20 protein-coding genes, 3 tRNA genes and 1 pseudogene are annotated in these 25,256 nt (G+C 74.9%); 10 read left to right on the top strand and 14 right to left on the bottom strand.

Annotated features, from left to right (window positions below; translation table 11 throughout):
- Positions 1–51: 51 nt before the first annotated feature.
- A complete protein-coding gene (locus tag J3473_RS02030) occupies positions 52–846 on the bottom strand; it encodes a 1-acyl-sn-glycerol-3-phosphate acyltransferase (RefSeq protein ID WP_207021695.1) in 795 nt (264 codons plus the stop codon).
- Between the two features lie 79 nt (positions 847–925).
- On the opposite strand from J3473_RS02030, the gene J3473_RS02025 reads away from it, so the two are divergent.
- Positions 926–1,606 carry an alpha/beta hydrolase gene (locus J3473_RS02025; protein WP_242525622.1) on the top strand — a complete coding sequence of 227 codons (681 nt, stop codon included), beginning with the start codon at positions 926–928 and terminating at the stop codon, positions 1,604–1,606.
- Here J3473_RS02025 and J3473_RS02020 read toward each other — a convergent pair.
- Genes J3473_RS02020 through J3473_RS02010 form a run of 3 tightly spaced genes read right to left on the bottom strand, consistent with a single transcriptional unit; the run spans position 1,596 to position 6,366 of the window.
- A complete protein-coding gene (locus J3473_RS02020) occupies positions 1,596–1,844 on the bottom strand; it encodes a hypothetical protein (RefSeq protein WP_030529088.1) in 249 nt (82 codons plus the stop codon). The two genes, J3473_RS02025 and J3473_RS02020, sit on opposite strands and share 11 nt — an antisense overlap.
- The gene (locus tag J3473_RS02015; protein ID WP_242525621.1) at positions 1,841–3,295 is read right to left on the bottom strand and encodes a glycosyltransferase; all 1,455 of its coding nucleotides are present in this window, start codon (positions 3,293–3,295) and stop codon (positions 1,841–1,843) included. Before J3473_RS02015 ends, J3473_RS02020 begins: the two co-directional genes overlap by 4 nt.
- A complete protein-coding gene (locus J3473_RS02010) occupies positions 3,292–6,366 on the bottom strand; it encodes an EAL domain-containing protein (RefSeq protein ID WP_207021694.1) in 3,075 nt (1,024 codons plus the stop codon). Before J3473_RS02010 ends, J3473_RS02015 begins: the two co-directional genes overlap by 4 nt.
- 248 nt (positions 6,367–6,614) lie before the next feature.
- Between J3473_RS02010 and J3473_RS02005 the strand changes: the two genes are divergently transcribed.
- From J3473_RS02005 to J3473_RS01985, 5 genes are read left to right on the top strand one after another with little or no spacing between them, the layout of a single operon-like run.
- The gene (locus J3473_RS02005) at positions 6,615–7,649 is read left to right on the top strand and encodes a sulfate ABC transporter substrate-binding protein (RefSeq protein ID WP_157577654.1); all 1,035 of its coding nucleotides are present in this window, start codon (positions 6,615–6,617) and stop codon (positions 7,647–7,649) included.
- 8 nt (positions 7,650–7,657) lie between these two features.
- A complete protein-coding gene (gene cysT, locus J3473_RS02000; RefSeq protein WP_207021693.1) occupies positions 7,658–8,551 on the top strand; it encodes a sulfate ABC transporter permease subunit CysT in 894 nt (297 codons plus the stop codon).
- Entirely contained in the window at positions 8,548–9,357 is an 810-nt protein-coding gene (locus J3473_RS01995; protein ID WP_207021692.1) for a sulfate ABC transporter permease, read from the top strand. The genes cysT and J3473_RS01995 overlap by 4 nt, the downstream gene beginning before the upstream one ends.
- Positions 9,354–10,358 carry a sulfate/molybdate ABC transporter ATP-binding protein gene (locus J3473_RS01990; RefSeq protein WP_207021691.1) on the top strand — a complete coding sequence of 335 codons (1,005 nt, stop codon included), beginning with the start codon at positions 9,354–9,356 and terminating at the stop codon, positions 10,356–10,358. Before J3473_RS01995 ends, J3473_RS01990 begins: the two co-directional genes overlap by 4 nt.
- Positions 10,355–10,870, top strand: coding sequence for an Rrf2 family transcriptional regulator (locus J3473_RS01985; RefSeq protein WP_207021690.1), 516 nt, complete (start codon positions 10,355–10,357; stop codon positions 10,868–10,870). Before J3473_RS01990 ends, J3473_RS01985 begins: the two co-directional genes overlap by 4 nt.
- A 7-nt stretch (positions 10,871–10,877) precedes the next feature.
- On the opposite strand, the gene J3473_RS01980 is transcribed toward J3473_RS01985, so the two are convergent.
- Positions 10,878–12,152, bottom strand: a complete 1,275-nt coding sequence (locus tag J3473_RS01980) for a competence/damage-inducible protein A (protein WP_207021689.1) — start codon at positions 12,150–12,152, stop codon at positions 10,878–10,880.
- A 14-nt stretch (positions 12,153–12,166) separates the two neighbouring features.
- Between J3473_RS01980 and J3473_RS01975 the strand changes: the two are divergent.
- A pseudogene (locus J3473_RS01975) lies at positions 12,167–14,152 on the top strand (acyltransferase family protein); the annotation flags it as partial.
- Here J3473_RS01975 and J3473_RS19410 read toward each other — a convergent pair.
- From J3473_RS19410 to J3473_RS01960, 4 genes are all read right to left on the bottom strand, one after another.
- Entirely contained in the window at positions 14,152–15,075 is a 924-nt protein-coding gene (locus J3473_RS19410) for an SGNH/GDSL hydrolase family protein (protein ID WP_242525620.1), read from the bottom strand. The pseudogene J3473_RS01975 and the gene J3473_RS19410 overlap by 1 nt on opposite strands.
- Positions 15,072–16,178, bottom strand: a complete 1,107-nt coding sequence (locus tag J3473_RS01970; RefSeq protein WP_207021687.1) for an esterase family protein — start codon at positions 16,176–16,178, stop codon at positions 15,072–15,074. Before J3473_RS01970 ends, J3473_RS19410 begins: the two co-directional genes overlap by 4 nt.
- On the bottom strand, positions 16,175–18,937 hold the full coding sequence (locus J3473_RS01965) for a phosphatidylglycerol lysyltransferase domain-containing protein (RefSeq protein ID WP_207021686.1): 2,763 nt from the start codon (positions 18,935–18,937) through the stop codon (positions 16,175–16,177). The genes J3473_RS01970 and J3473_RS01965 overlap by 4 nt, the downstream gene beginning before the upstream one ends.
- Before the next feature lie 178 nt (positions 18,938–19,115).
- On the bottom strand, positions 19,116–19,319 hold the full coding sequence (locus J3473_RS01960) for a hypothetical protein (RefSeq protein ID WP_207021685.1): 204 nt from the start codon (positions 19,317–19,319) through the stop codon (positions 19,116–19,118).
- A gap of 227 nt (positions 19,320–19,546) precedes the next feature.
- Here J3473_RS01960 and J3473_RS01955 point away from each other — a divergent pair, with 227 nt between their 5' ends.
- Positions 19,547–20,248: a haloacid dehalogenase type II gene (locus J3473_RS01955; RefSeq protein ID WP_207021684.1), complete on the top strand. Its 702-nt coding sequence runs from the start codon at positions 19,547–19,549 to the stop codon at positions 20,246–20,248.
- 59 nt (positions 20,249–20,307) lie between these two features.
- Here J3473_RS01955 and J3473_RS01950 read toward each other — a convergent pair.
- The 4 genes from J3473_RS01950 to J3473_RS01935 form a co-directional block, all read right to left on the bottom strand.
- Positions 20,308–20,382, bottom strand: a tRNA-Val gene (locus J3473_RS01950).
- 15 nt (positions 20,383–20,397) lie between these two features.
- A tRNA-Cys gene (locus J3473_RS01945) sits at positions 20,398–20,468 on the bottom strand.
- Positions 20,469–20,490: 22 nt separating this feature from the next.
- Positions 20,491–20,563 (bottom strand) — tRNA-Gly (locus J3473_RS01940).
- Positions 20,564–20,671: 108 nt separating this feature from the next.
- Positions 20,672–21,793, bottom strand: coding sequence for a YihY/virulence factor BrkB family protein (locus tag J3473_RS01935; protein ID WP_207021683.1), 1,122 nt, complete (start codon positions 21,791–21,793; stop codon positions 20,672–20,674).
- Positions 21,794–21,825: 32 nt separating this feature from the next.
- Between J3473_RS01935 and J3473_RS01930 the strand changes: the two genes are divergently transcribed.
- Positions 21,826–23,505 carry an acyl-CoA dehydrogenase family protein gene (locus tag J3473_RS01930; protein WP_207021682.1) on the top strand — a complete coding sequence of 560 codons (1,680 nt, stop codon included), beginning with the start codon at positions 21,826–21,828 and terminating at the stop codon, positions 23,503–23,505.
- Here J3473_RS01930 and J3473_RS01925 read toward each other — a convergent pair.
- Positions 23,495–24,466, bottom strand: a complete 972-nt coding sequence (locus J3473_RS01925) for a polyphosphate kinase 2 family protein (RefSeq protein WP_207021681.1) — start codon at positions 24,464–24,466, stop codon at positions 23,495–23,497. The two genes, J3473_RS01930 and J3473_RS01925, sit on opposite strands and share 11 nt — an antisense overlap.
- Before the next feature lie 39 nt (positions 24,467–24,505).
- On the opposite strand from J3473_RS01925, the gene J3473_RS01920 reads away from it, so the two are divergent.
- Complete coding sequence (locus J3473_RS01920; protein WP_207021680.1) at positions 24,506–25,249, top strand: dihydrofolate reductase family protein; 744 nt, start codon at positions 24,506–24,508, stop codon at positions 25,247–25,249.
- Positions 25,250–25,256: the final 7 nt, after the last annotated feature.

Here is a 25,256-nt window from a genome sequence, read left to right as displayed (position 1 = left end):
TACTGGCCGGTTACGTGTGATGTAAACGATTCCGCCTGTGCGACAACGATGTCAACGCTGTCGGGCCCGTCGACGAGCCGCGTGGTCGTCGGCCTCGTCCATCGCCGCCCGGTCCAGCCGCGCAGCGTCAGCCGCGTCCGGAGCCCCGCCACCGCGGGTGGCCGGCCACCACCATGCGGACACCGGGTCCCGCGGCGGGTCCGGGTAGCGGTCGACGAGGCCCTCGACGAGCGTCTCGAGGCGGGCGTGCAGCCGGTCGGTCAGCTCCTCGACACCCTCCCCCGGCCGAGGTACCAGCGGCTCGCCGACGACGACGCCGACCCACCGTCCGCGCCGCACCGAGAGCCGGCCCCCGACGGTGAGGACCCGGTGCAGCCCCCAGTGCGCGACGGGGACGAGCGGGGCGCCGGTCTCCAGGGCGAGCCGGGCCGCACCGGGTCGCAGGTCCGCGCGCTCCTTGAGCAGGAAGGCGTGGCCGATGGTCGCCTCCGGGTACACGCCGACCACCTCGCCGGCGCGCAGGAGCCGCAGCGCCCGGACCGCGGCCGCCGCGCCCGCCCGGCGGTCGACCGGGACGTGCCCCATGGCGCGCATCAGCCACCCGGCGACGGGCGCCCGGAAGACGGCCTCCTTGGCGAGGAAGCGCACGAGCCGACCCCGCTGCACCGCGGGCAGACCGACGACCGCGAAGTCGGCGAAGCTCTGGTGGTTCGCCGCGACGACGACCGGCCCCGTGGCCGGCAGGTGCTCCGCGCCCCGCACCTCGACGCGGAGGCCGAGCACGCGGAACAGGAACCGCGCCACGGCGACGACGGCACGGTAGGGACGGTCACGACGGGTGGGCACGCCGGGAGTTCGGCCCGCTCCTGCCCACCGGATCGGAGCCGGCCGGGTGGGACACGGGCGCCCGGGGTAGACAGGACCCGTGACCGACGTGCGCAGCCGCCTGGAGCCGACCACCGTGCCCGCCGAGCCGCGGGGCGCCGTCGTCGTCCTGCACGGCGGCGGCAGCCGGACCGGCGGCGTGCCCGTCAGCCCCACCCAGCTCTCCGTGCTGCGGATGGTGCCGGTCGCGGGCCGCCTGGCCACCACCGGACGGCGCCGGCTCGCGGTCTGGCGGCTGCTCAACTCGACCCGCGGCTGGTCCGGCCACCCGAACCCGGTCGACGACGCGCGGTGGGCGCTCGACCGCGTGACGGAGCAGGTCGGCGACGTCCCGGTCGCCCTCGTCGGGCACAGCCTCGGGGGCCGCGCCGCCCTGCTGGCCGCCGGGGACGAGCGGGTGCGGGCCGTCGTCGGCCTCGCGACGTGGCTGGCTCCCGGGGACCCCGTCGGGCCGCTGTCCGGCCGCGACGTCCTCCTCGTCCACGGGGACGCCGACCGCGTCGCCCGTCCGGACCTCGCGCGCGACGTCGCCCGGCGTCTCGGGCCGGGCACGCGTGGCGGCATCGTCACCGTGCCCGGCGGGAGCCACTCGATGCTGCGCCACCTCGGCACGTTCGACGGCCTCGCCGCCCGGTGGGTGGCGGCCTCGCTGCTCGGCGACGAGCCCGGCCCGACGCTCGCGCCCCTCCTCGCGGGGCGGGAACGGGAGGTCAGCGCCTGAGGGCGTCCTCGTCCCTCGCGGCGTCCGGGGCCACCGGGTGGATGCTGCGCGACTGGGCGCGCTGGTAGCGCCGCGGCAGCCACTCGCGCGGGTCGACCTTGGGGAGGATCTTCGCGACGGCCAGCGCGACGTACATGACCGTGTTGATGGCGACGAAGACACTGAGCACGGCGAACCACGGGGAGAAGATCGTGCTCTCGGGGAACAGGAGCCCGGTCGGCACGGCGACGGCGGTCATGCGTGCTGCCCGTCCCGGACGACGACCTTGCCGTCGGCCGACCGGGTCACGTGGGACCACTGCGCCTGCCGCCCGACGAGGATGTCGACCACGCCCTTGAGGAAGACGACGTTGAGGAACGTCGCGTAGACGAGCTCCGGGAAGAGCGTGGCCGCGACGAGACGGGCCCGCCATCCCCCACGCCAGGCGGTGACGACGCGCTCGACCATGAAGAGCCCGCCGACGCCGAGCCAGAAGGGGAACCAGACCCAGTCGTCGAGCGACACCGCCATCGTGAAGATCGCGGCGTAGTAGCTGAGCAGGGCCACCGACCCGTACCCGATGCCGAACTGCTGCACCCAGTACCGCGATGTCTGCGGGGTCAGGCCGTACGCCCCGAGGTTCTCGAGCGCCCCGCGCTGCCAGCGCAGGCGCTGGTGCCAGATCGCCCGCCAGGTCGGCATGACCTCGGTGACCACCGTGCACTCCGCCGGCGAGGTCATGAGGGCTCCGAGCGACTTCAGGGCGAGCGTCAGCTCGTTGTCCTCGGTGAGCGCGACCGTGTCGTAGACGTCGCCGGGGACGCCCGGGAGCAGCCGGCCGCGCTGGGCCGCGACCTCGCGCAGCGCCGCGGACCGGAAGACCGACGCCGTGCCGGTGAGGACGAACAGCCGCCCGCGCCGACGCTTGATGTCCCGGCTGTAGCGGATGTACTCGTTGCGCTGGAACTGCCCGATGAGACCGTGACCGTCCTCGCCCATGAAGAGGCCGCCGATCGCCATGAGGGCGCGGTCCTCGGTCATCCGCTGCTTCGCCGTCTCGAGGTACTGGCGGCCGATGACGGTGTCGGCGTCCATGACCATGACGGTGTCGTTCTCGCCGAGCTCCGGCAGCAGGCTCGCGAGGGCCTGGTTGAGGCCACCGGCCTTCTTGTGCGCGTTGTCGACGGTCGTGAAGACCTCGACCCCCGCCGCCCGGGCCAGCTCCTCGGTCGCGTCGGTGCAGTTGTCGGCGACGACGACGACGCGGTCGGGACGGCTCGTCTGCTCCTGGAGGGAGGCGAGCGTGGCGACGATCCGGTCCTCCTCGTTGTGCGCGGGGATGAGGACCGTCACCGTGACCGGGCCGTGGTAGACCCCGGCGGTGCGCGCCATGACGAGCTTCGGCGCCAGCGGCGTCTCGCCCGAGTTCTCCGAGCGGCGGTAGCGCTTGGTGATGCGGCTCTCGACGAGCGCGACCCCGGCGGCCAGGAGGAGGGCGAGGCCGATCGCGGCGACGAGCAGCTGGGTCGAGGGAGCCTGCGTGTCGTAGAGGACCTGCCAGACCCCGAACACCGCACCCTCCTTGGCGGGGCGCCGCGCCTCGGGGTCGGTGAGCGTGAGGGCGAACCAGAGCATCCCGGCGGCGGCCGTCGCCATGAGGACGACGAAGATGCCGGTGCCCCGCTGGAGCCGGTTGGTCGTGCTGCTCACGGGAGATCCCTCCGCGGGTCGATGACGTGCGGCGTCGTTGCCCGGGCGAGGTCACGGTGCGGTCCCCCCGGGACCCCCACCTCCTCTTCCAGGTGACGGGCCACGAACTCGTCGAACGGCACCGGCTCCCCCAGGAGGTAGCCCTGAGCGTAGTCGATACCCAGGTCACGGACGACGTCGAGGGTCTCCCACCGGCCGACGAACTCGGCCACCGTGCGCTTGCCGAGGAAGTGCGCGATGCGGACGATCGACTCGAGGATGGCCCGGTCGGTGTCGCTCTGGTCGGAGTCGGCGACGAACTCGCCGTCGATCTTCACGACGTCGAAGCGCATGTGCTTGAGGTAGGAGAAGGACCCGAACCCGGTGCCGAAGTCGTCGAGGGCGAAGCGGACGCCCAGGGCGCCGAGGCGGGCGGCGAAGGCCCGCGCGGCGAGCACGTCGGAGACCGCGGCCGTCTCGGTGACCTCGACGACGAGCGAGCCGGCGTCGATGTCGTGCGGCTCCAGGCCGGCGACGAGCTCGGCCTCGATGCCGGGGTCCCCCATCGAGCTGCCGGAGATGTTGACCGCCAGCGTGAGCCCGGGGGCCAGCGCCTGGAGGCGGCGGAGCATCGCGATCCCGTGCCGCACCACCCAGGCGTCCATGGCCGGGGCCAGACCGGTCCGCTCGGCGATGTACACGAAGCGCCCGGGGGCGACCGGCTCTCCCTCGTCGACGAGCCGGAGCAGGGCCTCCGCGCCGCTGACGCGGTTGGTGCGGACGTCGACGATCGGCTGGAGGTAGAGCTCGAAGAGGTCGTTCTCGATGGCGTTCTCGAGGCGGGAGCGCCAGGCCAGCCGGGCGCCCGAGCGCGGCTCCGGTCGCGCCGAGTCCCCGAGGAGGACGTAGCAGTTGCGGCCGTCGTCCTTCGCGTCGTACATGAGCATGTCGGCGAGGGCGAGGATGTCGGAGTCCTGCTGCTGGGCGTCGGCGAACGTCACGACGCCGACGCTCGCAGTGACCCGCCGGTTGACGCCGTCGAGGGTGGAGGTGTGCGCCCGCACGCGCTCGACGATCTCGGCCGCGACGATCTCCGCGCCGGCGCGGTCCGCGTCCGGCAGGAGCACGGCGAACTCGTCGCCACCCAGCCGCGCGACGAGGTCGGACGGGGGCACCGTCGCCCGCAGGACGTTCGCCGTCGAGACGATCAGCTGGTCGCCGGCCGCGTGGCCGAGCGTGTCGTTGACGTCCTTGAAGTTGTCGAGGTCGAGGAGGATGAGGGCGCCGGTGGGCCCGTACCGCTCGACGCGGCGGTGCTGGCGCTCCAGGTCCTCCTCGAACCGGCGTCGGTTCGGCAGGCCGGTCAGCACGTCGTGGTCGGCGAGGTGGGTGAGGCGCTGCTCGTAGCGGTGCCGCTCGGAGACGTCGATGACGTTCATGACGACGACGCCGTCGGTCTCGGCCCGCTCCTCCCCCGCCGAGAGCACCCGGCTGGTCAGCGCCACGCGCACGTCGACGCCGTCGGGCCGGGTGAGCGTCCACTCGTCCCGGACGGGGCGGCCGTTCTCGTGGAGCACGCGCTCGAGGTGGCGGGCGACGTCGTCGGGGTGGCGCGGCGAGAGACCGTCGACCGGCAGGCCCTCGAGCTCGTGCAGCGGCCGCCCGGTGACCTCCGCGAGGCTGTCGTTGGCCCGGATGATGCGGCCCTGGCGGTCCAGCACGGCGATGCCGTGGGGCGCGTCGGCGACGAGCCGCTCGGAGCGCTCGCGCGCCGCGTCGAGGTCGGTGACCCGCCGGTGCTCCTCGGTGCTGTCGTGCAGCACGACGAGGGCGCGGTCGGGGCTGCGGGTGTCGAGGTCGCGCAGCGGGACGGCGTGGACGGTCACCATCCGCGTCTCGCCGCTCTCGACGTCCTCGAGGAGGACCAGCTCGTCCTCGACGCGCTCGCCCCGCAGGGCCCGGCCCGGTGCGCTCGTGTCCTCGGCGCGGTCCAGGCTCTCGGCCGAGAGCGCCAGCGGGGGCCGCGCCGCAAAGCCGTCCGGCAACGGCGGTCCGAGCCAGCGGTGGGCGGCGGTGTTGAGCGGACGCATCCGGCCGAGCCGGTCGACGACCGCGAGCGCGTCGGGGATGGTCTGGGTGATGGCGACGAGGTCCGCAGCCTGGATGCGCGCCGAGCGCCGCGACACCGAGAGCGACTCCAGGAGCCGGTCGCGCTCGGTCTGGACGGTCGCGAGGATCACCGCGAGCCCGGAGGCGAGGATCATGAAGGCCTGCAGGACCTGGGCCGCGGAGACGGGGTCGGCGATGGCGCCGAACGGACCACCGCCGGCGAACCGCACGAGGAGGAAGGTCCCGAGCGCGATGAGCGCCCCGTGGGCCGCCGCGAGCGGGACCGGCAGCCGGATGCCGCTCCAGAGGAGCAGCGCGATGGGGAGGAAGGCGAGCGGCAGCGTGTGGCGGGTCCCGAAGACGGCCCAGACGACGGGGACCGTGACGACGAGGACGAGGCCGAACTCGGCGAGCTGCGCCCAGGTGGTGCGGGCGCGGGCGTGCCTGGTCGTCAGGCCTGGCGCCGTGAGGACCGCGACCGCCGCGCCGTTGCGCAGGACCCACGCCAGCGCGGTGGCCGGCGTGACCGGTGCGCCGCCGACGGGCCCGAGGGCGACGACGGCGACCAGGGCGCTGGCCGTGGTCGCGACGAACCCGGCGAGCATCAGCCGCCAGAAGTCGGACAGGCTCGCGTAGCGCTCGGCGTCCCAGCGGGGGCGGCCTCCCTGCCGGCGGCTGGTGCGCACCCGGAACTCGCTGTAGACCAGGCGCGTGCCCGCGGCGACGACCGCGTTGGCCACGCCGAGCAGGAGCGCGGTGCCCCAGCCGAACCCGGTCAGCCCGTTGGCGAGGGCGGCGACGACGCCGGCCACCGCGGCCACGACCGCGAGCTCGCGGCGTCCGCGCGCCATCAGCCCCCAGAGGGCGCCCACCCCGGCGGCCGGCCAGAAGAGGGCCAGGCCCGTCGCGGGGTCGACGACGGCACGCCCGAGCACGGTGGCCAGGGCGTAGGCGACACCGAAGGACAGGGAACGCACGAGCACGCGGGACCTCGAGGACAGGGAACGAGGGGGCGTGCCCATCATGGACCGGGCGCGCCGAGTCGGCAGGTCGAGACGGTCCACCACGCCCGCCTCATCGGTCGCACGAGTCCCGACCTGAGGGTTTCGGGCCGGGCTCCTGTGCTCGCTCGCCACTTTCTCCGTTTCCTTGCGGCAATTCCTACTAACCCCATAGGGTTCGTGTGGCGGGCAGGGGTCCGCGACACACGCACGAGCCGCAGGAGCACATGATGACGAGCCGACGAACCGCACTGGCTGCCCTCCTCACGGGGGCGACCCTGATGGTGGGCGCCTGCGCCGGGGGCGGGGCCAGCGACAACGTCGACGCCGCCGCCGGCGGGGGGGCCGCAGGCGCCACGACGACGCTCAACCTCTACGGGTACGCCGTCCCGAAGGTGGGTTACGACCTGGTGATCCCCGCCTTCCAGAAGACCGAGGCGGGCAAGGGGGTGCAGTTCCAGCAGTCCTACGGCGCCTCGGGCGACCAGTCGCGCAAGGTCGCCGCCGGCGCCGAGGCCGACATCGTCAGCTTCTCCGTGGAGCCCGACGTCACCCGCCTCGTGGACGCCAAGATGGTCGACCCGGGCTGGAGCTCCGGCGAGCACCGGGGCATCCCCTTCGGGTCGGTCGTGACGATCGTCGTCCGCAAGGGCAACCCCAAGGGCATCAAGGACTGGGACGACCTGCTGAAGCCCGGCGTCGAGGTCGTGACGCCCAACCCGTTCAGCTCGGGCTCGGCGAAGTGGAACCTCCTGGCGCCCTACGCCGTGAAGAGCCAGGGCGGCCAGGACGTGCAGGCCGGCCTCGACTACGTCAACGCCCTCGTGAGCGACCACGTCAAGGTGCAGCCGAAGTCGGGACGCGAGGCCACCGAGACCTTCCTCCAGGGCAGCGGCGACGCCCTGCTCAGCTACGAGAACGAGGCGCTGTTCATCGAGCGGGAGGGCGACCCGGTGGAGCACGTGACCCCGCCGCAGACCTTCAAGATCGAGAACCCGGTGGCCGTCCTCAGCACCAGCAAGAACGCGGCGAAGGCCAAGGCCTTCGACGAGTTCCTCTACACGCCGCAGGCGCAGAAGCTCTGGGCCCAGGCGGGGTTCCGCCCGGTCGACGAGACCGTCGCGGCCGAGTTCGCCGCGGACTTCCCCGCCCCGGAGAAGCTCTGGACGATCGCCGACCTCGGCGGCTGGAGCACGGTCGACCCGGCCCTCTTCGACAAGGAGAAGGGCTCCGTCGCGAAGATCTACAACGCCGCGACGCAGTGAGCGCAGGCGTGTCCACCACCACCCAGCCGGTCGGGGCTCCCCCGTCCCCGGCTCCCCCGTCGGCCGCCCCGGCGCGCGCCTCCTCACAGGGAGGGAGGCGCCGCCGGGGCGGTCCCGGGGGCCGCGCCCTCGGTCTCGGCGTCGTCGGCCTGTGGCTCAGCGTCATGGTGCTGCTGCCGCTCGCGGCCCTCACCGTCCGCTCGTTCGACGACGGCCTGTCCGGCTTCTGGGCCGCGGTCACCGCGCCGGCCGCCCTCGCGGCCCTCGAGGTCACGCTCGGGGTCTCCGTCGTCGTCGCCCTCGTCAACGCCGTGATGGGGACGCTCGTCGCCTGGGTCCTCGTGCGCGACGAGTTCCCGGGGCAGCGGGTCGTCAACGCCCTCATCGACCTGCCGTTCGCGCTGCCGACGATCGTCGCGAGCATCGTCCTGCTCTCGCTCTACGGCCCGAACAGCCCGATCGGCGTGCACCTCAACGCCACTCGCTGGGGGCTCGGGGTCGCCCTGGCCTTCGTCACGCTGCCGTTCGTCGTCCGGTCCGTGCAACCCGTCCTCATCGAGCTCGACCGCGAGGTCGAGGAGGCCGCGGCCTCGCTCGGCGCGTCGAACACGACGATCTTCCGCCGGGTGGTCCTGCCCTCCCTCGCGCCGGCGGTCATCTCCGGCACGGGGCTCGCCTTCGCCCGGGCGGTCGGCGAGTACGGCTCGGTCGTCCTCATCGGGGGCAACATCCCGCGGGAGACGCAGGTGGTGTCGCAGTACATCCAGCAGCAGATCGAGATCGACAGCCCGGCCGCGGCGGCCGCCGTGTCGGTGGCCCTGCTGTCGGTGTCCTTCCTCACCCTGTTCGTCCTGCGGGTCTGGGCCACGCTGAGCCAGCGGCGGGAGGCGAGCACCGCATGAGGACCACCCGTCGGGCGACCCTCGCGCTGCGCACGCTCGCCCTCGTCTACCTCGTCGGTCTCCTCGCGGTCCCGATCGTCGTCATCCTCTGGCGCACCTTCGGGGAGGGTCTCGCCCCGTTCCTGGCGTCCGTGCGCACTCCCGCTGCGGTCTCGGCGCTCAACCTCTCGCTGCTCATCGTCGCGATCACCGTGCCGCTCAACGTCGTCTTCGGCGTGGTCACCGCCATCGCGCTCGCCCGGTGGCGGGTGCCGTTCCGCGGGGTGGTCCAGGCCGTCGTCGACCTGCCCTTCGCGGTGTCCCCCATCGTCGTCGGTGTCTCCCTCATCATGCTGTGGGGTGTCGGCGGGTGGTTCGGCGGCCTGGAGCAGAGCACCGGCATCAAGGTGATCTTCGGCCTGCCCGGCATGGTCATCGCGACCGTCTTCGTGACGCTGCCCTTCGTGGTCCGCGAGGTCGAACCGGTGCTCCACGAGATCGGCACCGAGCAGGAGCAGGCGGCCGCCACCCTCGGCGCGTCCGGCTGGCAGACGTTCTGGCGCATCACCCTGCCGGCCATCCGGTGGGGCCTGACCTACGGCGTCGTGCTCACCGTCGCACGGGCCCTCGGCGAGTTCGGGGCGGTGATCATGGTGTCGTCCGGCTTCCCGGGCGTCAGCCAGACCCTCACCCTCCTCGTCCACTCGCGCTACATCGACGACCACAACACCTACGGCGCGTACACCGCGGCGACCCTCCTCATGGGCCTCGCGCTGCTCACGCTCCTCGGCATGACGCTGCTCGACCGGAAGAGGACCCACCGATGATCACCGTGACCGACGCCCGCAAGACCTACGGCGACTTCGTCGCGCTCGACGACGTGAGCCTCGAGATCCCCGCCGGGTCCCTCACCGCGCTGCTCGGCCCGAGCGGCTCCGGCAAGTCGACGCTGCTGCGCTCGATCGCCGGGCTCGAGGACCTCGACGGCGGCATCGTGCGCATCGACGGCGAGGACGTGACGCACCAGCCGCCCCAGCGCCGCGGCATCGGCTTCGTCTTCCAGCACTACGCCGCCTTCAAGCACATGACGGTGCGCGACAACGTCGCCTTCGGGCTGACCATCCGCCGCCGCCCGAAGGCGGAGGTCGCCCGCAAGGTCGACGACCTGCTCGAGATCGTCGGGCTGGACGGGTTCCAGCACCGCTACCCGGCGCAGCTCTCCGGAGGGCAGCGGCAGCGGATGGCCCTCGCCCGGGCCCTCGCCGTCGACCCCCAGGTGCTGCTCCTCGACGAGCCGTTCGGTGCCCTCGACGCCAAGGTCCGCGCCGACCTGCGGCGCTGGCTGCGCCGCCTGCACGACGAGGTCCACGTGACGACCGTCCTCGTCACGCACGACCAGGAGGAGGCGCTCGACGTCGCCGACCGGATCGCGGTGCTCAACAAGGGCCGCATCGAGCAGGTGGGCGACCCCGTCAGCCTCTACGAGCGGCCCGAGAACGACTTCGTCATGTCCTTCCTCGGCGCCGTCTCGCGCCTGGGCGACCGGCTGGTGCGTCCGCACGACATCGTCCTCGAGCGCGACCACGCGACGGCCGCGTCGCGCCAGGCCGCCGAGGGGGCGGTCGGCCCGCTCGTCGCCGCCCGTGTCGACCGGGTCGTCCGGCTCGGGTTCGAGGTCCGCATCGAGCTGACCGCGGACGACGGAGAGCGGTTCGTGGCCCAGGTGACCCGGGCCGAGGCGGAGCGCCGCCGGTACACCGCCGGCGAGGACGTCGTCGCGTGGGCCCTGCGCAGCGAGGAGCCGGTCGGCGCCGGACCCGTGGCATGACGGGCACGCTGCGAGAGGGGCCGCCACGACCGGTCCGCCACAGCGCGGTGCTCGGCATCTCGGCCCGCACCGACTACGCCGTCCGGGCGATGCTGGCGCTCGCCGACGCCCGGACGGCGAGCGCCGAGCACCTCACCTCGGAGCTGCTCGCGCGGCGGCAGTCGCTCCCCCACAAGTTCCTCGAGTCCGTCCTCCTCGAGCTGCGGGTCGCCGGGCTCGTCACGAGCCGTCGCGGGCCGCGGGGCGGCTACGTCCTCGCCCGTCCGGCCGCGGAGATCTCGCTCGGCGACGTGTTCCGGGCGGTCGACGGCCCGCTCGCCGAGGTGCGCGGGCTGCGGCCGCAGGACACCGCCTACGAGGGCGTCGCCGAGCACCTGCCGGCCGTGTGGGTCGCGGTGCGCTCGAGCCTCAGCGAGGTGCTGGACGGCACGAGCCTCCAAGAGCTGCTCGACGGAGACCTGCCGCCGCACGTCGCGAGCCTCGTGGACTCCTCCGAACAGGCGGGCGCCTGACGGCCCGTCAGCGGCGCTCGGCCATCAGCACCCGGAGCAGGTGCAGGCACTCCACGACGGTCCGCCGGCGCACGGCCTCCCGCGAGCCGCCGAGCCGCAGCACCCGGTGCTCGGTCCGGTCGGCGCTGCTCGCGCACACGTGGACGAGGCCGACCGGCTTCTCGGGCGTCCCTCCCCCGGGGCCGGCGACCCCCGTCACCCCCACCCCCCACGTGGTGCCCAGCCGCTCGCGCGCCCCCCGCGCCATCGCCTCGGCGACCTCCGGGCTCACCGCCCCGTGCTCCTCGAGCAGCCGTGGGGGGACGCCGACGAGCGCGGTCTTCGCCTCGTTCGCGTAGGTGACGAAGCCACCGACGAGGTGGGCCGAGGACCCCGGCAGGTCGGCGACGCGGCCGGCGAGCAGCCCGGCGGTGCAGGACTCGGCGGTCGCGAGCGTGGCGCCGGTGCCGGCGAACAGGTCGAAGACGACCTCGTCGACGGTGCGCCCGTCGGTGCTGTAGACGGCGTCCGCGAAGGCCGCGACGAGCGCCGCCTCGAGCCGGTCGTACGCCTCCTGGCCCGCGGGGGCGAAGCGGGTGACGACCTCCAGCTCGCCCTCGCGCAGGCACGTCGTGACCTCCAGTCCCTCCAGCCCGTGCTTCGCCTCGTGCGTGCGCAGGACCTCGGCGAGCTCGGCCTCCGGCGGTCCCCAGATGCGCACCGTCCGCTGGCGCAGCTCCTCGCGCCCGGCGAGCGCGGCGAGGACCAGCGTGTCCCGCACCGCGTCCTCCCACATCGGCCGCAGCTCCCCGGGCGGACCGGGCAGGACGAGCACCGCGGGGCCCTGGGCGGAGGGGACCACCAGCCCCGGCGCGGTGCCGACCGGCTCGAGGACGTGCGCCCCCTCGGGCACCATCGCCTGCTTGCGCACCCCGCGGGCCATCGTCTCCGGGGCGGTGGCCCAGCCGCGGGCGGCGGTCAGCGAGGCGACGCGGGCCGCGATGCGGGCCTCGAGGTCGGGGTCGAGGCGCAGGACCGCGCCCTGCACCTCGGCAACGACCTCGGCCGTCAGGTCGTCGGCGGTGGGGCCGAGACCGCCCGTCGTGATGACGAGGTCGTGGCCCCCCGCCAGGTGGCGCAGCGCGGCGGCGAGGTCCTCGCGACGGTCGCCGACGACGACCACCTGGCCCACGTCGACCCCGAGCAGCCGCAGCCGCTCGGCGAGCCACGGACCGTTGCGGTCGGTGACGCGGCCGGTGAGCACCTCGGTGCCCGTGACGACGATGCCCGCGCGTGCTGCCATGGAGCCGAGCCTAGGTGTTCGCCTGCGCGTCACGTGGTGTCCGACCGGGGGTCACCGCGGGCCGCTCGGATGTCCGGGTGCCCGGTCCGAGCCCGTCCCGCAGGAACGACGTCGAGGGGCTGCGGGCCCTCGCCGTGCTGCTCGTCGTCGCCTACCACGTGTGGTTCGGGCGCGTCAGCGGCGGCGTGGACGTCTTCCTCCTGGTGTCGGCCTTCTTCCTCACCGGTGGGCTCGTGCGCCGGCTCGAGCGCGGGGAGCGGGTCAGCCCGCCCCGGGAGTGGGCGCGGATCTTCTCGCGCCTCGTCCCGACGGCCGCCGTCGTCGTCACGGCGACGGTCGGCGCCGCCCTGCTGCTCCTGCCCGCGCCGCGCTGGCGGTCGGTCCTCGTCGACGGCATCGGCTCGATGACGTACTCCGAGAACTGGGTCCTCGCCCACCGCGCCATCGACTACTACGCAGCCGACAAGGGGTCGGCCAGCCCGCTGCAGCACATGTGGTCCCTCTCGGTGCAGGGGCAGCTGTTCCTCGTGTGGCCCCTCCTCGTCCTCGCCTGCGCGGCCGTCGCCCGACGCACCCGGAGGGTGGGCGTCCCCGCGGCCGTCGCCGCCGGCCTCGCGGTGGTCACCCTCGCCTCGTTCGTGTGGTCGGTGCACACGACGGCGACCCGGCAGTCCTTCGCCTACTTCGACACCACCGCCCGCTTGTGGGAGCTCGGCCTCGGCGGGCTGCTCGCCCTGCTGGTCGGCCGGGTGCGCGTGGGTCCCCGCGTCGCGGCTCCCCTGGGCTGGGTCGGCGTGGCCGGGCTGGTGTCCTGCGGTGTCGTGCTCGACGTCCAGGGCTCGTTCCCCGGCTGGGCCGCGCTGTGGCCCCTCGTGAGCGCCGCCGCCGTGGTCCTCGCCGGTGGCACGACGACGCGGTGGGGCACCGACCGCGTCCTGGCCCTCCCCCCGCTCGTCGGGCTGGGCGGCGTCTCGTACGCGCTCTACCTCGTGCACTGGCCGGTGCTCGTGCTGTGGCTCGCCACCACGGGGCGGCCCCACGCCGGCGTCGCCGACGGCGTCGTCCTCGTCGCGGTCTCGCTGCTCCTCGCGTGGGGGCTGACCCGGGTCGTCGAGCGGCCGCTGCGCCGGCTCGACCTGGGCCGCGTCGCCCCGCGCCGCGCCGCCGTCCTCGCGCTCGGGACGGCCGGGCTCGTCGTCGCGGTCGCCGGCGCCGGCGTCCTCACCCTCGACGCCGCCGGGCGCCGTGGGGCCGAGCTGTCGCGCGGGGCGGTCGTGGCCGGCTACCCGGGCGCCCGGGCCGTGCACTCCGGGGAGGTCGCGCCGGCCGTGGCGCTCGACCGCCGCCTCCCCGCGGTCACCGCGCTGCGGGACGAGTTCGCGACGCTCCCCGCGGTCTGCCGGGGCCCGTGGGCCGACCCCGCCCTGGGGACGTCGTGCACGCAGCTCGAGCCCGAGGGTGCCGCGTCCGCCACGGTCCTCGTCGTCGGCGACTCCCACGCCGAGCAGTGGCTCGCGGCGCTGGAGCCCCTGGCCCGGGCGCACCGGTGGCGGCTGGTGGCCGTGCTCAAGGGGGCGTGCTCGTTCGGCGAGGCGTCGACCCGCACGGGCGCGTGCGCACGCTTCAACGAGGACGCCCTGGCCTACGCCACGAGCCGGCGTGTCGACCTCGTCGTCGTGGTGTCGACCGCCGCCCACCCGACCACCCCGGCGGAGCGCGTGGTGACCGGGCTGCCGGGCGCCGTGCGGGCGCTCACCTCCCGCGGCACGCCCGTGGTCGGCCTGCGCGACAACCCCCGCTTCCCCTCCGGCGTCGTCTCGTGCGCGCTCACCCGTGGCGACGAGGCGTGCACACGGCCCGTGGCGGAGAAGCTCGCCGCCACCGACCCCGCGGCCACGCTCGCCGGGCGCCGTGGCATCCCGGGTTTCACCGCCGTCGACCTGACCGACCTGGTCTGTCCCGACGGCCGCTGCACCCCCTCGGTCGGCAACGTCTGGGTCTACCTCGACGACAACCACCTGACCCGCTCGTTCGCGGCCACGCTGGCACCGGCGCTCGAGGAACGGCTCGACGCCGCGGGGGTGCTGCCGGGGTCCGTCGCGGCGACGACCGCAGCGCGCCGCAGCGTGCCGAGCGCCCCCGAGTCCCGCAGGGCCGTCATGACGGCGTCGGCGAGCAGCGAGTTCCCGCTCTCGTCGGTGTGGTCGCCGTCGGCCTGGAGGTCGTCCGTGGGGTCGCGCCCGCCGGTCGGTCCGAGGAGCACGCGGGCGACGTCGACGTAGAGCGAGCCGGTGGCGCCGGCGACCGACGCGATGACGTCGTTGACCGCACCGGTGACGGCGCGGCTGTTCGTCAGGAAGTCCGGGCCCCGCCCCCGGGCCACGTCACCGTCCACCCCGACGTTCCAGTAGCCGAGCAGCGCGACCACGGCGTGTGGGGACGCGCCGTGGACGACGGCGACGACGCGCTGGAGCGCGCTGCGCAGCGCAGCGAGCCTCGGTGCGAGGCAGGCGGAGTCATCGCTCGTCGAGCAGGCCGTGCCCGAGCTCGGCTCCAGCGGGAGGTCGTTCGCGCCGATCATCACCATGACGACGGCCGCGGAACGCAGGTGGGAGAGCACGTCCGGCTGCCCGACCTGGGACACGAGGTCCGTGCTCGTGGCGCCGTTGACAGCGTCGTTGTCCAGCTGCACCGGTCGACCCACCTGCGTCCGGAGGCGGGCGGTGACCATCTCGGGGAAGCTCGCGCAGTCGCAGCCGTACCCCGTGCTCACCGAGTCGCCGAGGGCGACCACCTGGAGGGCGGCGGCGTCCAGCTCGTGGGGACGTCGGGCCGTGGGCGCGACGAGGCCGACCGCGGCGAGCACGAGCACGCCCACGACGAGGGCACGGGCCGGGTGGCGACGCCGCACGGTGGCCCTCACGGGCGGAAGCCCGCCAGCGCCCGCCCGAGCCAGCGGAAGGCGTCCGGCAGCAACGGCTGCCAGACGGCCGACCGGTGCCCTCCCCGGGCCAGCACGACCGCCGTCACCGACGTGGGCGCGCGCACGGCGTGGAGGAACGCGGCGGAGCTGGGGTAGGAGAGCGTGTCCTGCCGCGAGGTCTCGACCCATCCCGCGACGGCTACCGGGTGGCGCGACTCCAGCCGGACGAGGTCGTACCCCGCGAGACCGGGCACCTGCGGCGCCGGCGTGGTGCCGAAGTCCGGCCGGAAGTAGCCCTGCAGGCTGACGAAGGCCCCGAAGACGTCGGGGTGGCGCAGCGTGACCGAGGCGGCGCACCATCCCCCGAAGGAGTAGCCGACGGCCGCCCAGTCCTGACGGTCGGTGCGCACGCGCAGGTGCGCGACGACCCAGCGGGGCAGCTCGTGGCTCAGCCACGTGTCCACCCGGGGGCCGCCCGCGGCGTCGACGCACTCGGTGTCGTCGTGCTCCGGCGCGTTGATCTGCGGGATGACGACGACCGCCGGGGCGATGCGGTGCGCGGCAGCCTGCTGGTCCTCCGCCGTGACGATCCCCTCCCGGAGGTACGACAGCGGGACCGAGGGGAAGCCGTGCAGGCCGACGACCACCGGGTAGGTGCGCGTCACGTCCTGCTCGTACCCGGGTGGCAGCTCGACGAGCACCTGCACGTCGGTCCCCAGGCTCGCGGAGCGCACCGTCCACACCTGCTGTCTGCGCCCCGGCTGCGGCAGCGCCGGGAGGTCGCGCGGGGAGGTCAGCCCGGCCAGCCCGGGACCGGGGACCGCCGTGCCCGCGCCGACCGTGCGCGCGCCGAGCACCGTGCCGGACACCGCGCCCGTGGACCCGAGGAGGTCACCCCACGACGTGTAGAAGAGGTACTGGTCGTTGAGGGCGATCCCGCTGACGAGGACCGCGAGCACCCCGACGAGCGCGATCTTGGTGCCGCGCAGGACGATCGCCGGGCCGCGGCGCCGCGTGCGTGGCAGGTCGAGCAGCGCCGCGACGAAGACCACGACGAGGAGCCCGCTGACGAGCGCGACGAACGCGCCCCCGGTGAGGCTCATGCGCCTGCCTCCTCGAGGCGGCCGGTGACGAGGGCAAGCAGCGCGTCGAGGTCGACCCGCAGCCCGCCGGCCGGGGGCACCCCGAGCTCCAGCGCGTCGAGGAGATCCTCGTCGGGCGCCGTGTCCGGCCGGGTCGTCCGTTCTCGCTGCTCGACGGGGTCGGTCAGCCGTGTGCAGCCGGTGGCGACGACCGTCCCGGCCGCCACGAGGTCCCAGCGCGCGGCGAGCCCGGGGTCCTCGCGGTCCGCCCTGGCGAGCGGCGAGCTCGAGCGCGTGAGGCCGGCGACGAACGTCGGGCTCGTCCGCTCGGTCGCGACCGGGCCGCCCTCGACGGCGGCGGCCGCCGACGCCACGAGCCGTCCGACGAGCCTGCGCATCGAGGAGTCGTCGCCGTAGGGCTCGAGGAGCTCGAGGGCAGTCGGCCCGACGACGAAGACCGGGCCGGCACCCCCAACGAGCAGCCGCGCGAGGTGGCCCTGCGTCGTGGTGCCCGAGGGCACCTCGACCTCGAGGCAGCCGTCGTCGAGCAGCGTCCGCCGCAGCGCCGCCAGCACCGCGCCGCGCTGCCGTGCGCGGGTCACCGTCGACGTCGCATCGTCGACGGGCCACGCTCGGAGCGTCTTGGCCTCCAGCGACCATCGCTCGACCCCGATGCTCGGCACGCCACGGCGCGTCGTAGTGAGCCGGCCGGCCACCCGCAGGAGGTCGCCCGCGTCGACGACGCCGGCCAGCTCGGCCACCCGGCCGCTGCCCTCGAGCAGCGCCTGCACGCCGGCCTCCCCGTCGACGAGGTCGACGAACGCGACCCCGCCGTGGTCGCGCACCCGCCGGACGCGAGCGCACACCTCGACGGCGGCTCCGTCCTCCCAGCGCGCGAGCAGCTCGCCCACGGTGTCCGCCGGACGGCCACGACCGGCCGGGTAGGGGTCCGTGCCGGCGTCGACGAGGGACTGCCGGCGGCGGAGCAGCTCCTGCTGCCGGTCGTCGAGGTCGGGCCCGGCCGGGTCGCCGGCCGGCGTCTCGAGGGCCCGCACGCGCGCGAGCCGCTCCTCGTCGAGCGGCGGCCCCTCCGCCGGGGTGCGCCGCGAGGGCAGGAACCCCTCGGCGGTCGCGGCGGCCAGCGCGACGAGCGGCAGCGACGCCGGCTCCTCGAGGCAGTAGTAGCGGCCGACCCAGCGCGGGTCGAAGCGCCGGTTGAACCGGTAGAGCCGCTCGAGCTGCCAGAACGGGTCGAGCCAGCCGAGCAGCGTCGCGCCCGCCCGGACCGCCGTCGTGGCCGCGACCCCGCCCGCGGACCCGAAGGTGGCGCGGAACATGCAGAAGTTGAGCGACACCGACGTGACCCCGAGCTCGCGGGCGTGGGCCATCAGCTCGACGACCATCAGCTCGGTCACCCCGTTCGGGGCCTGCGGGTCGTGGCGCATCACGTCGAGCGAGAGGCCGGACGAGCCCCACGGGACGAACGTGAGCAGGCCGACCAGCCGCCCGTCCTCGGCGCGCGCCATGACGTGGAGGACGCGCCCGTCGGCCGGGTCGCCGAACCGGCCGAGGGCCATCGAGAACCCGCGCTCGGGCTCGTCACCACGCCAGCGGTCGGCGGCGGCCCGCAGCTCGGTGAGGTCGTCCGCGGAGAGGTGCTCCTGCCGCGTGCAGGACACGACGACCCCGGCCCGGCCCACCCGCCGGGCCGCGCGGAGCACCGAGCGCCGGCCCGGGTCGTCGGGGTCCCAGCTCGCGACGTCGAGGACGGCCTCGTCCCCCATCGTCCCGACCCGCAGGCCGGCCGCCCGGTAGACGCGCGCGCCCTCCTCGCCGGCCGAGACGACGGCCGGGAGCCATCCGTGCCGGTGGGCCTCCTCGAGCCACGCCTGCACCGCGGCGGGTCGCGACCCGGGCTCGCCGAGGGGGTCGCCCGCGGCCAGCGACACGCCGGCGACCACCCGGTGCGCGACGACGGCGCGACCGTCGGGCGAGAAGACCAGGCTCTTGTCGCGCCGGGTCGCGAGGTAGCCCAGCGAGTCGGCCGCACCGTGGGTGCGCAGCAGGGCGCGCACGGACACCTCCTCGTCGGGGTCCCAGCGGGGACGCCACGGCGCGGGGCGCAGCAGGACGGTGACCGTCGCGACGAGGACCAGGCCGGCGAGCGTCGCGACCACCTGGGTCACCCACGGCGCCGCGTGGCCCATGTCCCGACCCGCTCCCCCGACGCCGGCGAGGACGTCGAGGACGGCGCGAGCCAGCGCGCCCGCCGTGGCCCCGTCCCGCTCCGTCGCCTCGAGCAGGGCCGCCGCCACCGCGAGCGTCCCGAGCAGCCCGGCCGCGAGGGTCGTGACGGCAGCTCCGACGTGGCGGGGGCGCAGCCGGCCGCCGAACTCCGCCCGCGCTCCCCACAGGACGACGAGCACGACCACGCCGACCACCAGGGCCAGGAGGTCGAGGCTGCGGCCGAAGCTCCCGCGCGAGCGCCAGACGTCGAGCCACCGCAGCGACTCGCGGGGCAGCAGGGCGAGGACGCCGACCGCGACACCCCCGACCTGGAAGGCCGCGGCCGCCAGCAGGCCGACGCGCCGTCGGGTCACCAGAGCACCGGCGACCAGCGCGAGGACCACCACCGAGAGGAAGGAGCGCGCCACGGGGACGTTGAGGACCCCGAAGACGAGCTCCCCGAGCGTCGGTCGGCGCGTCGGGGCCGCGAACACCCACACACCCAGCGCCACGACCGTCCCGAGCACGTAGGCCGTGGTCAGCCCCCGTGCCACGGCGACCCGGCGCGGACGACTCGTGCCGCGGGAGCCCCCATCAGTCGGGCCCGGAGCGGGCGTCTCTCTCCCGGTGGGGCGGCCCAGCAGCGAGGTGCTCACGAGGCAGGGGTACGCCCAGGCGCTGCACGTGGGCTGGGCCCTTCCCGTGAGTCGGCTGGACGCCGGCGGACTTCCGCTACCTGATGGTGACGGCGGGCTCCGCCCCCACCTGCCGCTGCAGCGGCGCCCCGGTGTCGGCGCCGCGGACGACGACCTCGAGCCAGACGCTGTAGACGTGCCCGCGCGCCAGGCCGGTGAGGCGCGTCGTCAGGGTCCGGCAGCCGGCGCCGGCCGCGACGGTCAGGTGGATCGTCGACGCCGGCCCCAGCGGTAGCGTCATCCCTCCGGGGTCGGGCGGGCCGGCGAACAACCCCGTGGGGCCGCAGGCGGCGAGCGCCAGCACTGCGGGAAGCGCGAGGAGCGACCGCCACGGGCTGCGGCGGCCGCGGCTCCCGGGGAGACTGGCACGACCCACGCCCGTCCCATCGGCGAGCGGGGGCCGCACCTGAGCCCGTCCCCCGCCCCGCGGGTCGACCCTCGCCCCCGCACCCGCCATCGGAGGACCCCATGACCGCGACGCCCACGGCCCCCCGCCCCGAGGTGCCCGACCTGGTCGTCCTCGACGTCAACGAGACGCTCTCGGACCTCGGGGGCCTGGCCGACGCCTTCGCCGCGGTCGGGCTCGACCCCCGCGACGTCGAGGCCTGGTTCGCCGGCGTGCTCCGGGATGCGTTCGCGCTCACCGTCCTCGGCGACAACCCCGGCTTCGCCGACGTGGCGACGGCGACGCTGCGCTCACGCCTCGTCGCCGTCGACTGCGCCGACCCCGACGCCGCGGCCGCGGAGGTCCTGCAGGCTCTGGTCGCGCTGCGGCCCCACCCCGACGTCGTCCCCGGTCTCGTCGCCCTGGCCGCCCTCGGGTGCCGGGTCGTCACGCTGAGCAACGGCGCGGCCTCGGTCGCCCGCACCCTGCTGAGCGGGACGGACGCCGAGGCGGTGGTGGAGGCCTACCTCTCGGTCGAGGACGCGGGCCGCTGGAAGCCCGCGCCGCAGGCCTACGCCCACGCGCTGTCGGTCACCGGCGTCCCGGCGGAGCGGGCGCTGCTCGTCGCGGTGCACCCGTGGGACCTCGAGGGCGCCCACCGCGCCGGGCTGCGGACGGCGTGGCTGGACCGCGCGGGTCGCGGCTGGCCGTCGTGCTTCACCGCCCCCGACCTCACGGCCGACGGGTTCGTCGGACTCGCGGAGCAGCTCGGCCCCGGCGCCTGACACCGGGGCACGACAACGGCCCCTGTCCTGCATTTCTGCAGGTCAGGGGCCGTTTCTGGTGGTGGGCGATACTGGGTTTGAACCAGTGACCTCTTCCGTGTCAAGGAAGCGCGCTACCGCTGCGCCAATCGCCCGTGGGGTCCTACTCGAGGTGGAGACGGGATTTGAACCCGTGTACGCGGCTTTGCAGGCCGCTGCCTCGCCTCTCGGCCACTCCACCATTGGGGGCGGCTAACCCTCCGAGCGGATGACCGGGTTCGAACCGGCGACCTCAACCTTGGCAAGGTTGCGCTCTACCAACTGAGCTACATCCGCGCGCGTCGGAAGCGATCCCTTTCGGCATCCCCTCTCGGCGTGCTCCGAAACAGTATCCGACCCGTGCCGCGAACTCCAAACCGGGGCCGCGGGAGGCCCGTCGGGCGCTCAGCGGTCGTTCTCGGAGCCCGCGAGGACCTCGCGCGAGGCGGGCGTCTCGGCGGGCTCGGCGGCGTTGGACAGGGGCGTGATCGGCTGGTTGGCGGCGGTGCGCAGGCTGCGCAGGTCGAGCTCGTCGGTCTCCCCCGTGCGCCGGTAGTCGCCGAAGGGGTCACGCGGCGCGGCCGGTGCGGCCACCGAGCGGTGGCGGATCCGGTCGAGGAGGCGCGTGTGCAGCGAGCGGCGCTCGTCGGCCGGCCACAGCTCGCGGATGGCCCCGTTGAGCGCGGCGCCGATGAGCACCGCGATGGCGAGGGCGTAGAGCCAGATGAGGATGACGATCGGCGCCGAGAGCGGCCCGTAGATGGACGTGCCGCCGAGCGAGGCGGCGATCGAGCCGCGCACGACGAACGAGGCCAGCGCCCAGATGACGAGGGTGAGGACGGCACCCGGCACGTCCCGGGTCCAGGGCGACCGGCGTGGCGTGGACACGTGGTAGAGGCTCGTGAGACCCCCGACGGTCAGCAGCGTGACGAGCGGCCAGTAGAGCAGGGTCAGGGGGTGCCACGCGGTCGGCAGCAGGTCACCGAGGAGCGTCGGGCCGAGGAGCACGAGCGGGATCGTGACGATGCCGAGGAGCAGCGCGACCACGTAGAGCGAGAACGACAGCGCCCGCGTCTGGATGATGCCGCGCACCCCCGACTGGCCGTACATGATCGAGATGGTGTCGACGAAGACGTTGACCGCGCGCGAGCCGGACCACAGCGAGAGGACGAAACCGATCGACAGCAGGTCGAAGCGTCCGCCGCGCAGGACGTCGTCGACGGTCGGCCCGAGGACCGAGTTGATGACCTGCGGCGTGAGGAACTGCGTCGCGTACCGCAGGATGGCCACGCGCACCTCGTCGACGGTGTCCGGCCCGAGCGCGCCGCCGAGGTAGCCGAGCCCGCCGAAGAGCCCGAGGACGAGAGGCGGCAGCGACAGCAGCGCGAAGAACCCCGCCTCGGACGCCAGGCCGGTGACCCGGTAGCGCAGGCAGATCCGCGTGGTCACCACCGTCAGCCGAGCGAGCGGCAGCGCCCCCGGGACCCGTGCGAGGGCCCGGCTCACGCGGCGCTTCGCGTCGGTCATGCCGCCCACGGTATCCGCCGTACAGTGCATCGGTGCGCACCCACGACGTGACCAACCAGGTGCCGCCGATGGAGGGGCACGACGTCCTCGCCGCGGACGCGGCCCTGACCGAGGCCGTGGAGCGCTGGGTGCGCCCGGCCGACGGTGGCGCCGCCGACGCGCTCGGGGCCCTCGGCCGGCTCGCCGGGACCCCCGAGGTGCGGACCTGGGCCGACCACGCCGACCGGGTGCCGCCGACGCTCCGGACGCACGCGCCGACGGGCGAGCGCCTCGACGAGGTCGACTACCACCCGCACTACCACCGGCTGCTCGAGGTCGCGGTCGGCGAGGGCCTGACCGCCGAGCCGTGGACGCGACCGGCCGGCAGCGGGGCGCACGCACGCCGGGCGGCGGGCTTCGTGCTCTGGTCCCAGGTCGAGGCCGCGCACCTGTGCCCGGTCTCGATGACCCACTCGGCGGTGCCGGCGCTGCGCCACGCGCCGGAGCTCGCCGACGCCTGGGTGCCGGGGCTCGCGGCGCGCGCCTACGACCCCGTCCTGCGGCCGCGGGCCGACAAGCAGGGCCTCACGCTCGGCATGGGCATGACCGAGAAGCAGGGCGGCTCGGACGTGCGCGCCAACACGACGCGGGCCGTCCCGACCGCCGGCGGCCCGCTGCCCGGCGAGACCTACCGGCTGACCGGCCACAAGTGGTTCTGCTCCGCCCCGATGAGCGACGGCTTCCTCGTCCTCGCGCAGGCCGACGGCGGGCTCACCTGCTTCCTCCTCCCCCGCGTCCTCGACGACGGCACCCGCAACGCGCTCCACCTCCAGCGGCTCAAGGACAAGCTCGGCAACCGCGCCAACGCGAGCTCCGAGATCGAGCTCGACGGCGCGTGGGCCTCGCGCGTCGGCGACGAGGGGCGCGGCGTCCGCACCATCATCGAGATGGTGTCCTCGACCCGGCTGGACTGCGTCCTCGGCTCGGCGGCGACGATGCGAGCCGCGCTGACCCGTGCCGTGCACCACGCCCGCCACCGCCGGGCCTTCGGGGCCGCCCTCGTCGACCAGCCCCTCATGCGCAACGTGCTCGCCGACCTCGCGCTGGAGTCCGAGGCGGCCACCGTGCTCGGGATGCGCCTGGCCCACGCGGTCGACGCCGGCGAGCACGACCTCGCGCGGCTCGGCGTCGCCCTCGGCAAGTTCTGGGTGTGCAAGCGCACCGCGCCGATGGTCGCCGAGGCGCTGGAGTGCCTCGGCGGCAACGGGTACGTCGAGGAGAACGGGCTCGCCCGCCTCTACCGCGAGGCGCCGCTCAACTCGCTCTGGGAGGGCTCGGGCAACGTGGGCGCGCTCGACGTGCTGCGCGCGCTGACCCGCGAGCCCGCCTCGCTCGCCGCGCTCGGCAAGGAGCTCGCCCTCGCCCGCGGCCACGACCCCGCCTTGGACGCCGCCATCGACGCGTGCGAGCACGCAGGGGCCGAGGCGATGGAGCCCGACGCCGCCTGGAACGCGCGCCGCGCCGTCGAGCGGCTCGCCGTCACCCTGCAGGCGGCGCTCCTCGTGCGCCACTCCCCCGGCCTGGTCGCCGACGCCTTCGTCGCGAGCCGCGTCCGCCGGGAGCACGGCGTGGTCTTCGGGACGCTGTCGGACGCCGTCGGGGTCACGACGGCGGGCATCGTCGTCGACCGGGCACTGCCGCCCGGGGCCGCCGACGGGCCGGTCAGGGGCTGAGCTCGAGCCGCTCGCGCTCGGCCTCGACGTCGAAGTCGGCCGCGGGCCACTGCGGGTCCATCCGCTCGAGCGCCTCGAGCAGGAGGTTGGTCACGGCCAGCCGGGCGTACCACTTGCGGTCGGCCGGGACGACGTGCCACGGCGCGGCGTCCGTCGAGCAGCGCTCCAGCGCAACCTGGTACGCCTCCATGTAGTCCGTCCAGCGGGCACGCTCGTCGAGGTCGCCGGGGTTGTACTTCCAGTACTTGTCGCCCCGCGAGAGCCGCTCCCCGAGTCGCTCCTTCTGCTCCTCGGGCGAGAGGTGCATCATCACCTTGACGACCGTCGTGCCGTCGGCGACGACCTGCTCCTCGAACCGGTTGATCTGCCCGTACCGGCGCGACCACGTCGTGCGCGGCACGAGGTCGTGGACGCGGACGATGAGCACGTCCTCGTAGTGCGAGCGGTCGAAGACGCCGATGAGCCCCGGCGTCGGCAGCGCCCTGCGGATACGCCAGAGGAACGGGTGCCGCTTCTCCTCGGCGCTCGGCGCCTTGAAGGAGGTGATGCGCACGCCCTGCGGGTCGACGGCCCCGACGACGTGGCGCATGATGCCGCCCTTGCCGGAGGTGTCCATCCCCTGGATGACAAGGAGCACCGAGCGCGTGCCGCCGCCCTTGGACTCGGCGAAGAGGCGCTCCTGGAGGTCGGACAGCCGCTGCTGGAGCTCGACCATGACCTCCTCGCCGTCGGACTTCTTGCCGTCGAAGCCGGGCGTCGAGCGCGGGTCGACGTCACTGAGCCGGACACCGGGTCGGAACCGGAGGGCCTCCGACCAGGACGCGGCCTCGACCGCCTCGTCCGCACGCGCCTGCGCGGCCGCCTCGCGCTTCTTGCGCGCCTTCTTCGCCGCCTTGCCCTCGAGGTCGGCCGCCTCGACGGCCCGGCCGGCCTTCGTCCCCTTGCCCTTGCGCTTGCCCATCTCGGCATCCTCGCAGAACCGGGCTGCGAGGATGCCGTCGTGCGCGTGCTCATCGACCCCCGCCGTCCCGCCTCCCCCGGCAGCCGGGTCACGGCCGCCGACCTCGTCGGCCTCTACGCGCCTGCACGGCACCGCCGCTGGGTGCGCTCCAACATGGTGACGACGCTCGACGGCTCCGCCACCGGCGCGGACGGGACGAGCGGGTCGGTCAACACCCCGGCCGACCACCGCGTCTTCGCCGTCCTGCGCGACCACGCCGACGCGGTGCTCGTCGGCGCGGGCACCGTGCGCGACGAGGGCTACACCCGGGTCCCGCCCACCCGTCGCTCCCCGGTTCCGGCGGCCCTCGTCGTCGTGACCCACAGCGGTCGCGTGCCCGAGGGCCTGCGCACGCCGACGGAGGGACGCGGCGCGGGCCTGCTCGTCACCTGCGCGTCCGCCGGCGACGCGGCGCTCTCACGGGCGCGCTCCGTGCTCGGCGAGGAGTCGGTGCTCGTCTGCGGCGACGACGAGGTCGACCTCCCGGAGGCGCTGGACCGCCTGGCCGAGCGCGGGCTGCGGCACGTGCTCGTCGAGGGCGGGCCGTCGCTCCTCGGCACGGCGCTCGCGGCCGGCGTCGTCGACGAGATGGCGCTCACGACGGCCCCGGTGGTGGTCGGCGGCGACTTCCCGCGGATCGTCGGCGGGCCGGCCCTCGCCGTCCCGGACGGCGTCGCGCTCCGGCCCCACCTGCTGCTCGAGGAGTCGGGCACCCTGCTCGGCCTCTGGCGGGTCCGCCGCTGACCGCTGC

The sequence above is a fragment of the Phycicoccus sp. DTK01 genome (assembly GCF_017312765.1).
Lineage (GTDB): Bacteria > Actinomycetota > Actinomycetes > Actinomycetales > Dermatophilaceae > Phycicoccus > Phycicoccus jejuensis.
This window is presented reverse-complemented; position numbering and strand designations above follow the sequence as displayed.

Coding starts and splice junctions, on each gene's coding strand:
- J3473_RS02020 (WP_030529088.1), bottom strand. CDS start 1,844: ATGACCGCCGTCGCCGTGCCGACCGGGCTCCTGTTCCCCGAGAGCACG.
- J3473_RS02005 (WP_157577654.1), top strand. CDS start 6,615: ATGACGAGCCGACGAACCGCACTGGCTGCCCTCCTCACGGGGGCGACC.
- J3473_RS01995 (WP_207021692.1), top strand. CDS start 8,548: ATGAGGACCACCCGTCGGGCGACCCTCGCGCTGCGCACGCTCGCCCTC.
- J3473_RS01990 (WP_207021691.1), top strand. CDS start 9,354: ATGATCACCGTGACCGACGCCCGCAAGACCTACGGCGACTTCGTCGCG.
- J3473_RS01985 (WP_207021690.1), top strand. CDS start 10,355: ATGACGGGCACGCTGCGAGAGGGGCCGCCACGACCGGTCCGCCACAGC.
- J3473_RS01980 (WP_207021689.1), bottom strand. CDS start 12,152: ATGGCAGCACGCGCGGGCATCGTCGTCACGGGCACCGAGGTGCTCACC.
- J3473_RS01970 (WP_207021687.1), bottom strand. CDS start 16,178: ATGAGCCTCACCGGGGGCGCGTTCGTCGCGCTCGTCAGCGGGCTCCTC.
- J3473_RS01960 (WP_207021685.1), bottom strand. CDS start 19,319: ATGACGCTACCGCTGGGGCCGGCGTCGACGATCCACCTGACCGTCGCG.
- J3473_RS01955 (WP_207021684.1), top strand. CDS start 19,547: ATGACCGCGACGCCCACGGCCCCCCGCCCCGAGGTGCCCGACCTGGTC.
- J3473_RS01935 (WP_207021683.1), bottom strand. CDS start 21,793: ATGACCGACGCGAAGCGCCGCGTGAGCCGGGCCCTCGCACGGGTCCCG.
- J3473_RS01925 (WP_207021681.1), bottom strand. CDS start 24,466: ATGGGCAAGCGCAAGGGCAAGGGGACGAAGGCCGGCCGGGCCGTCGAG.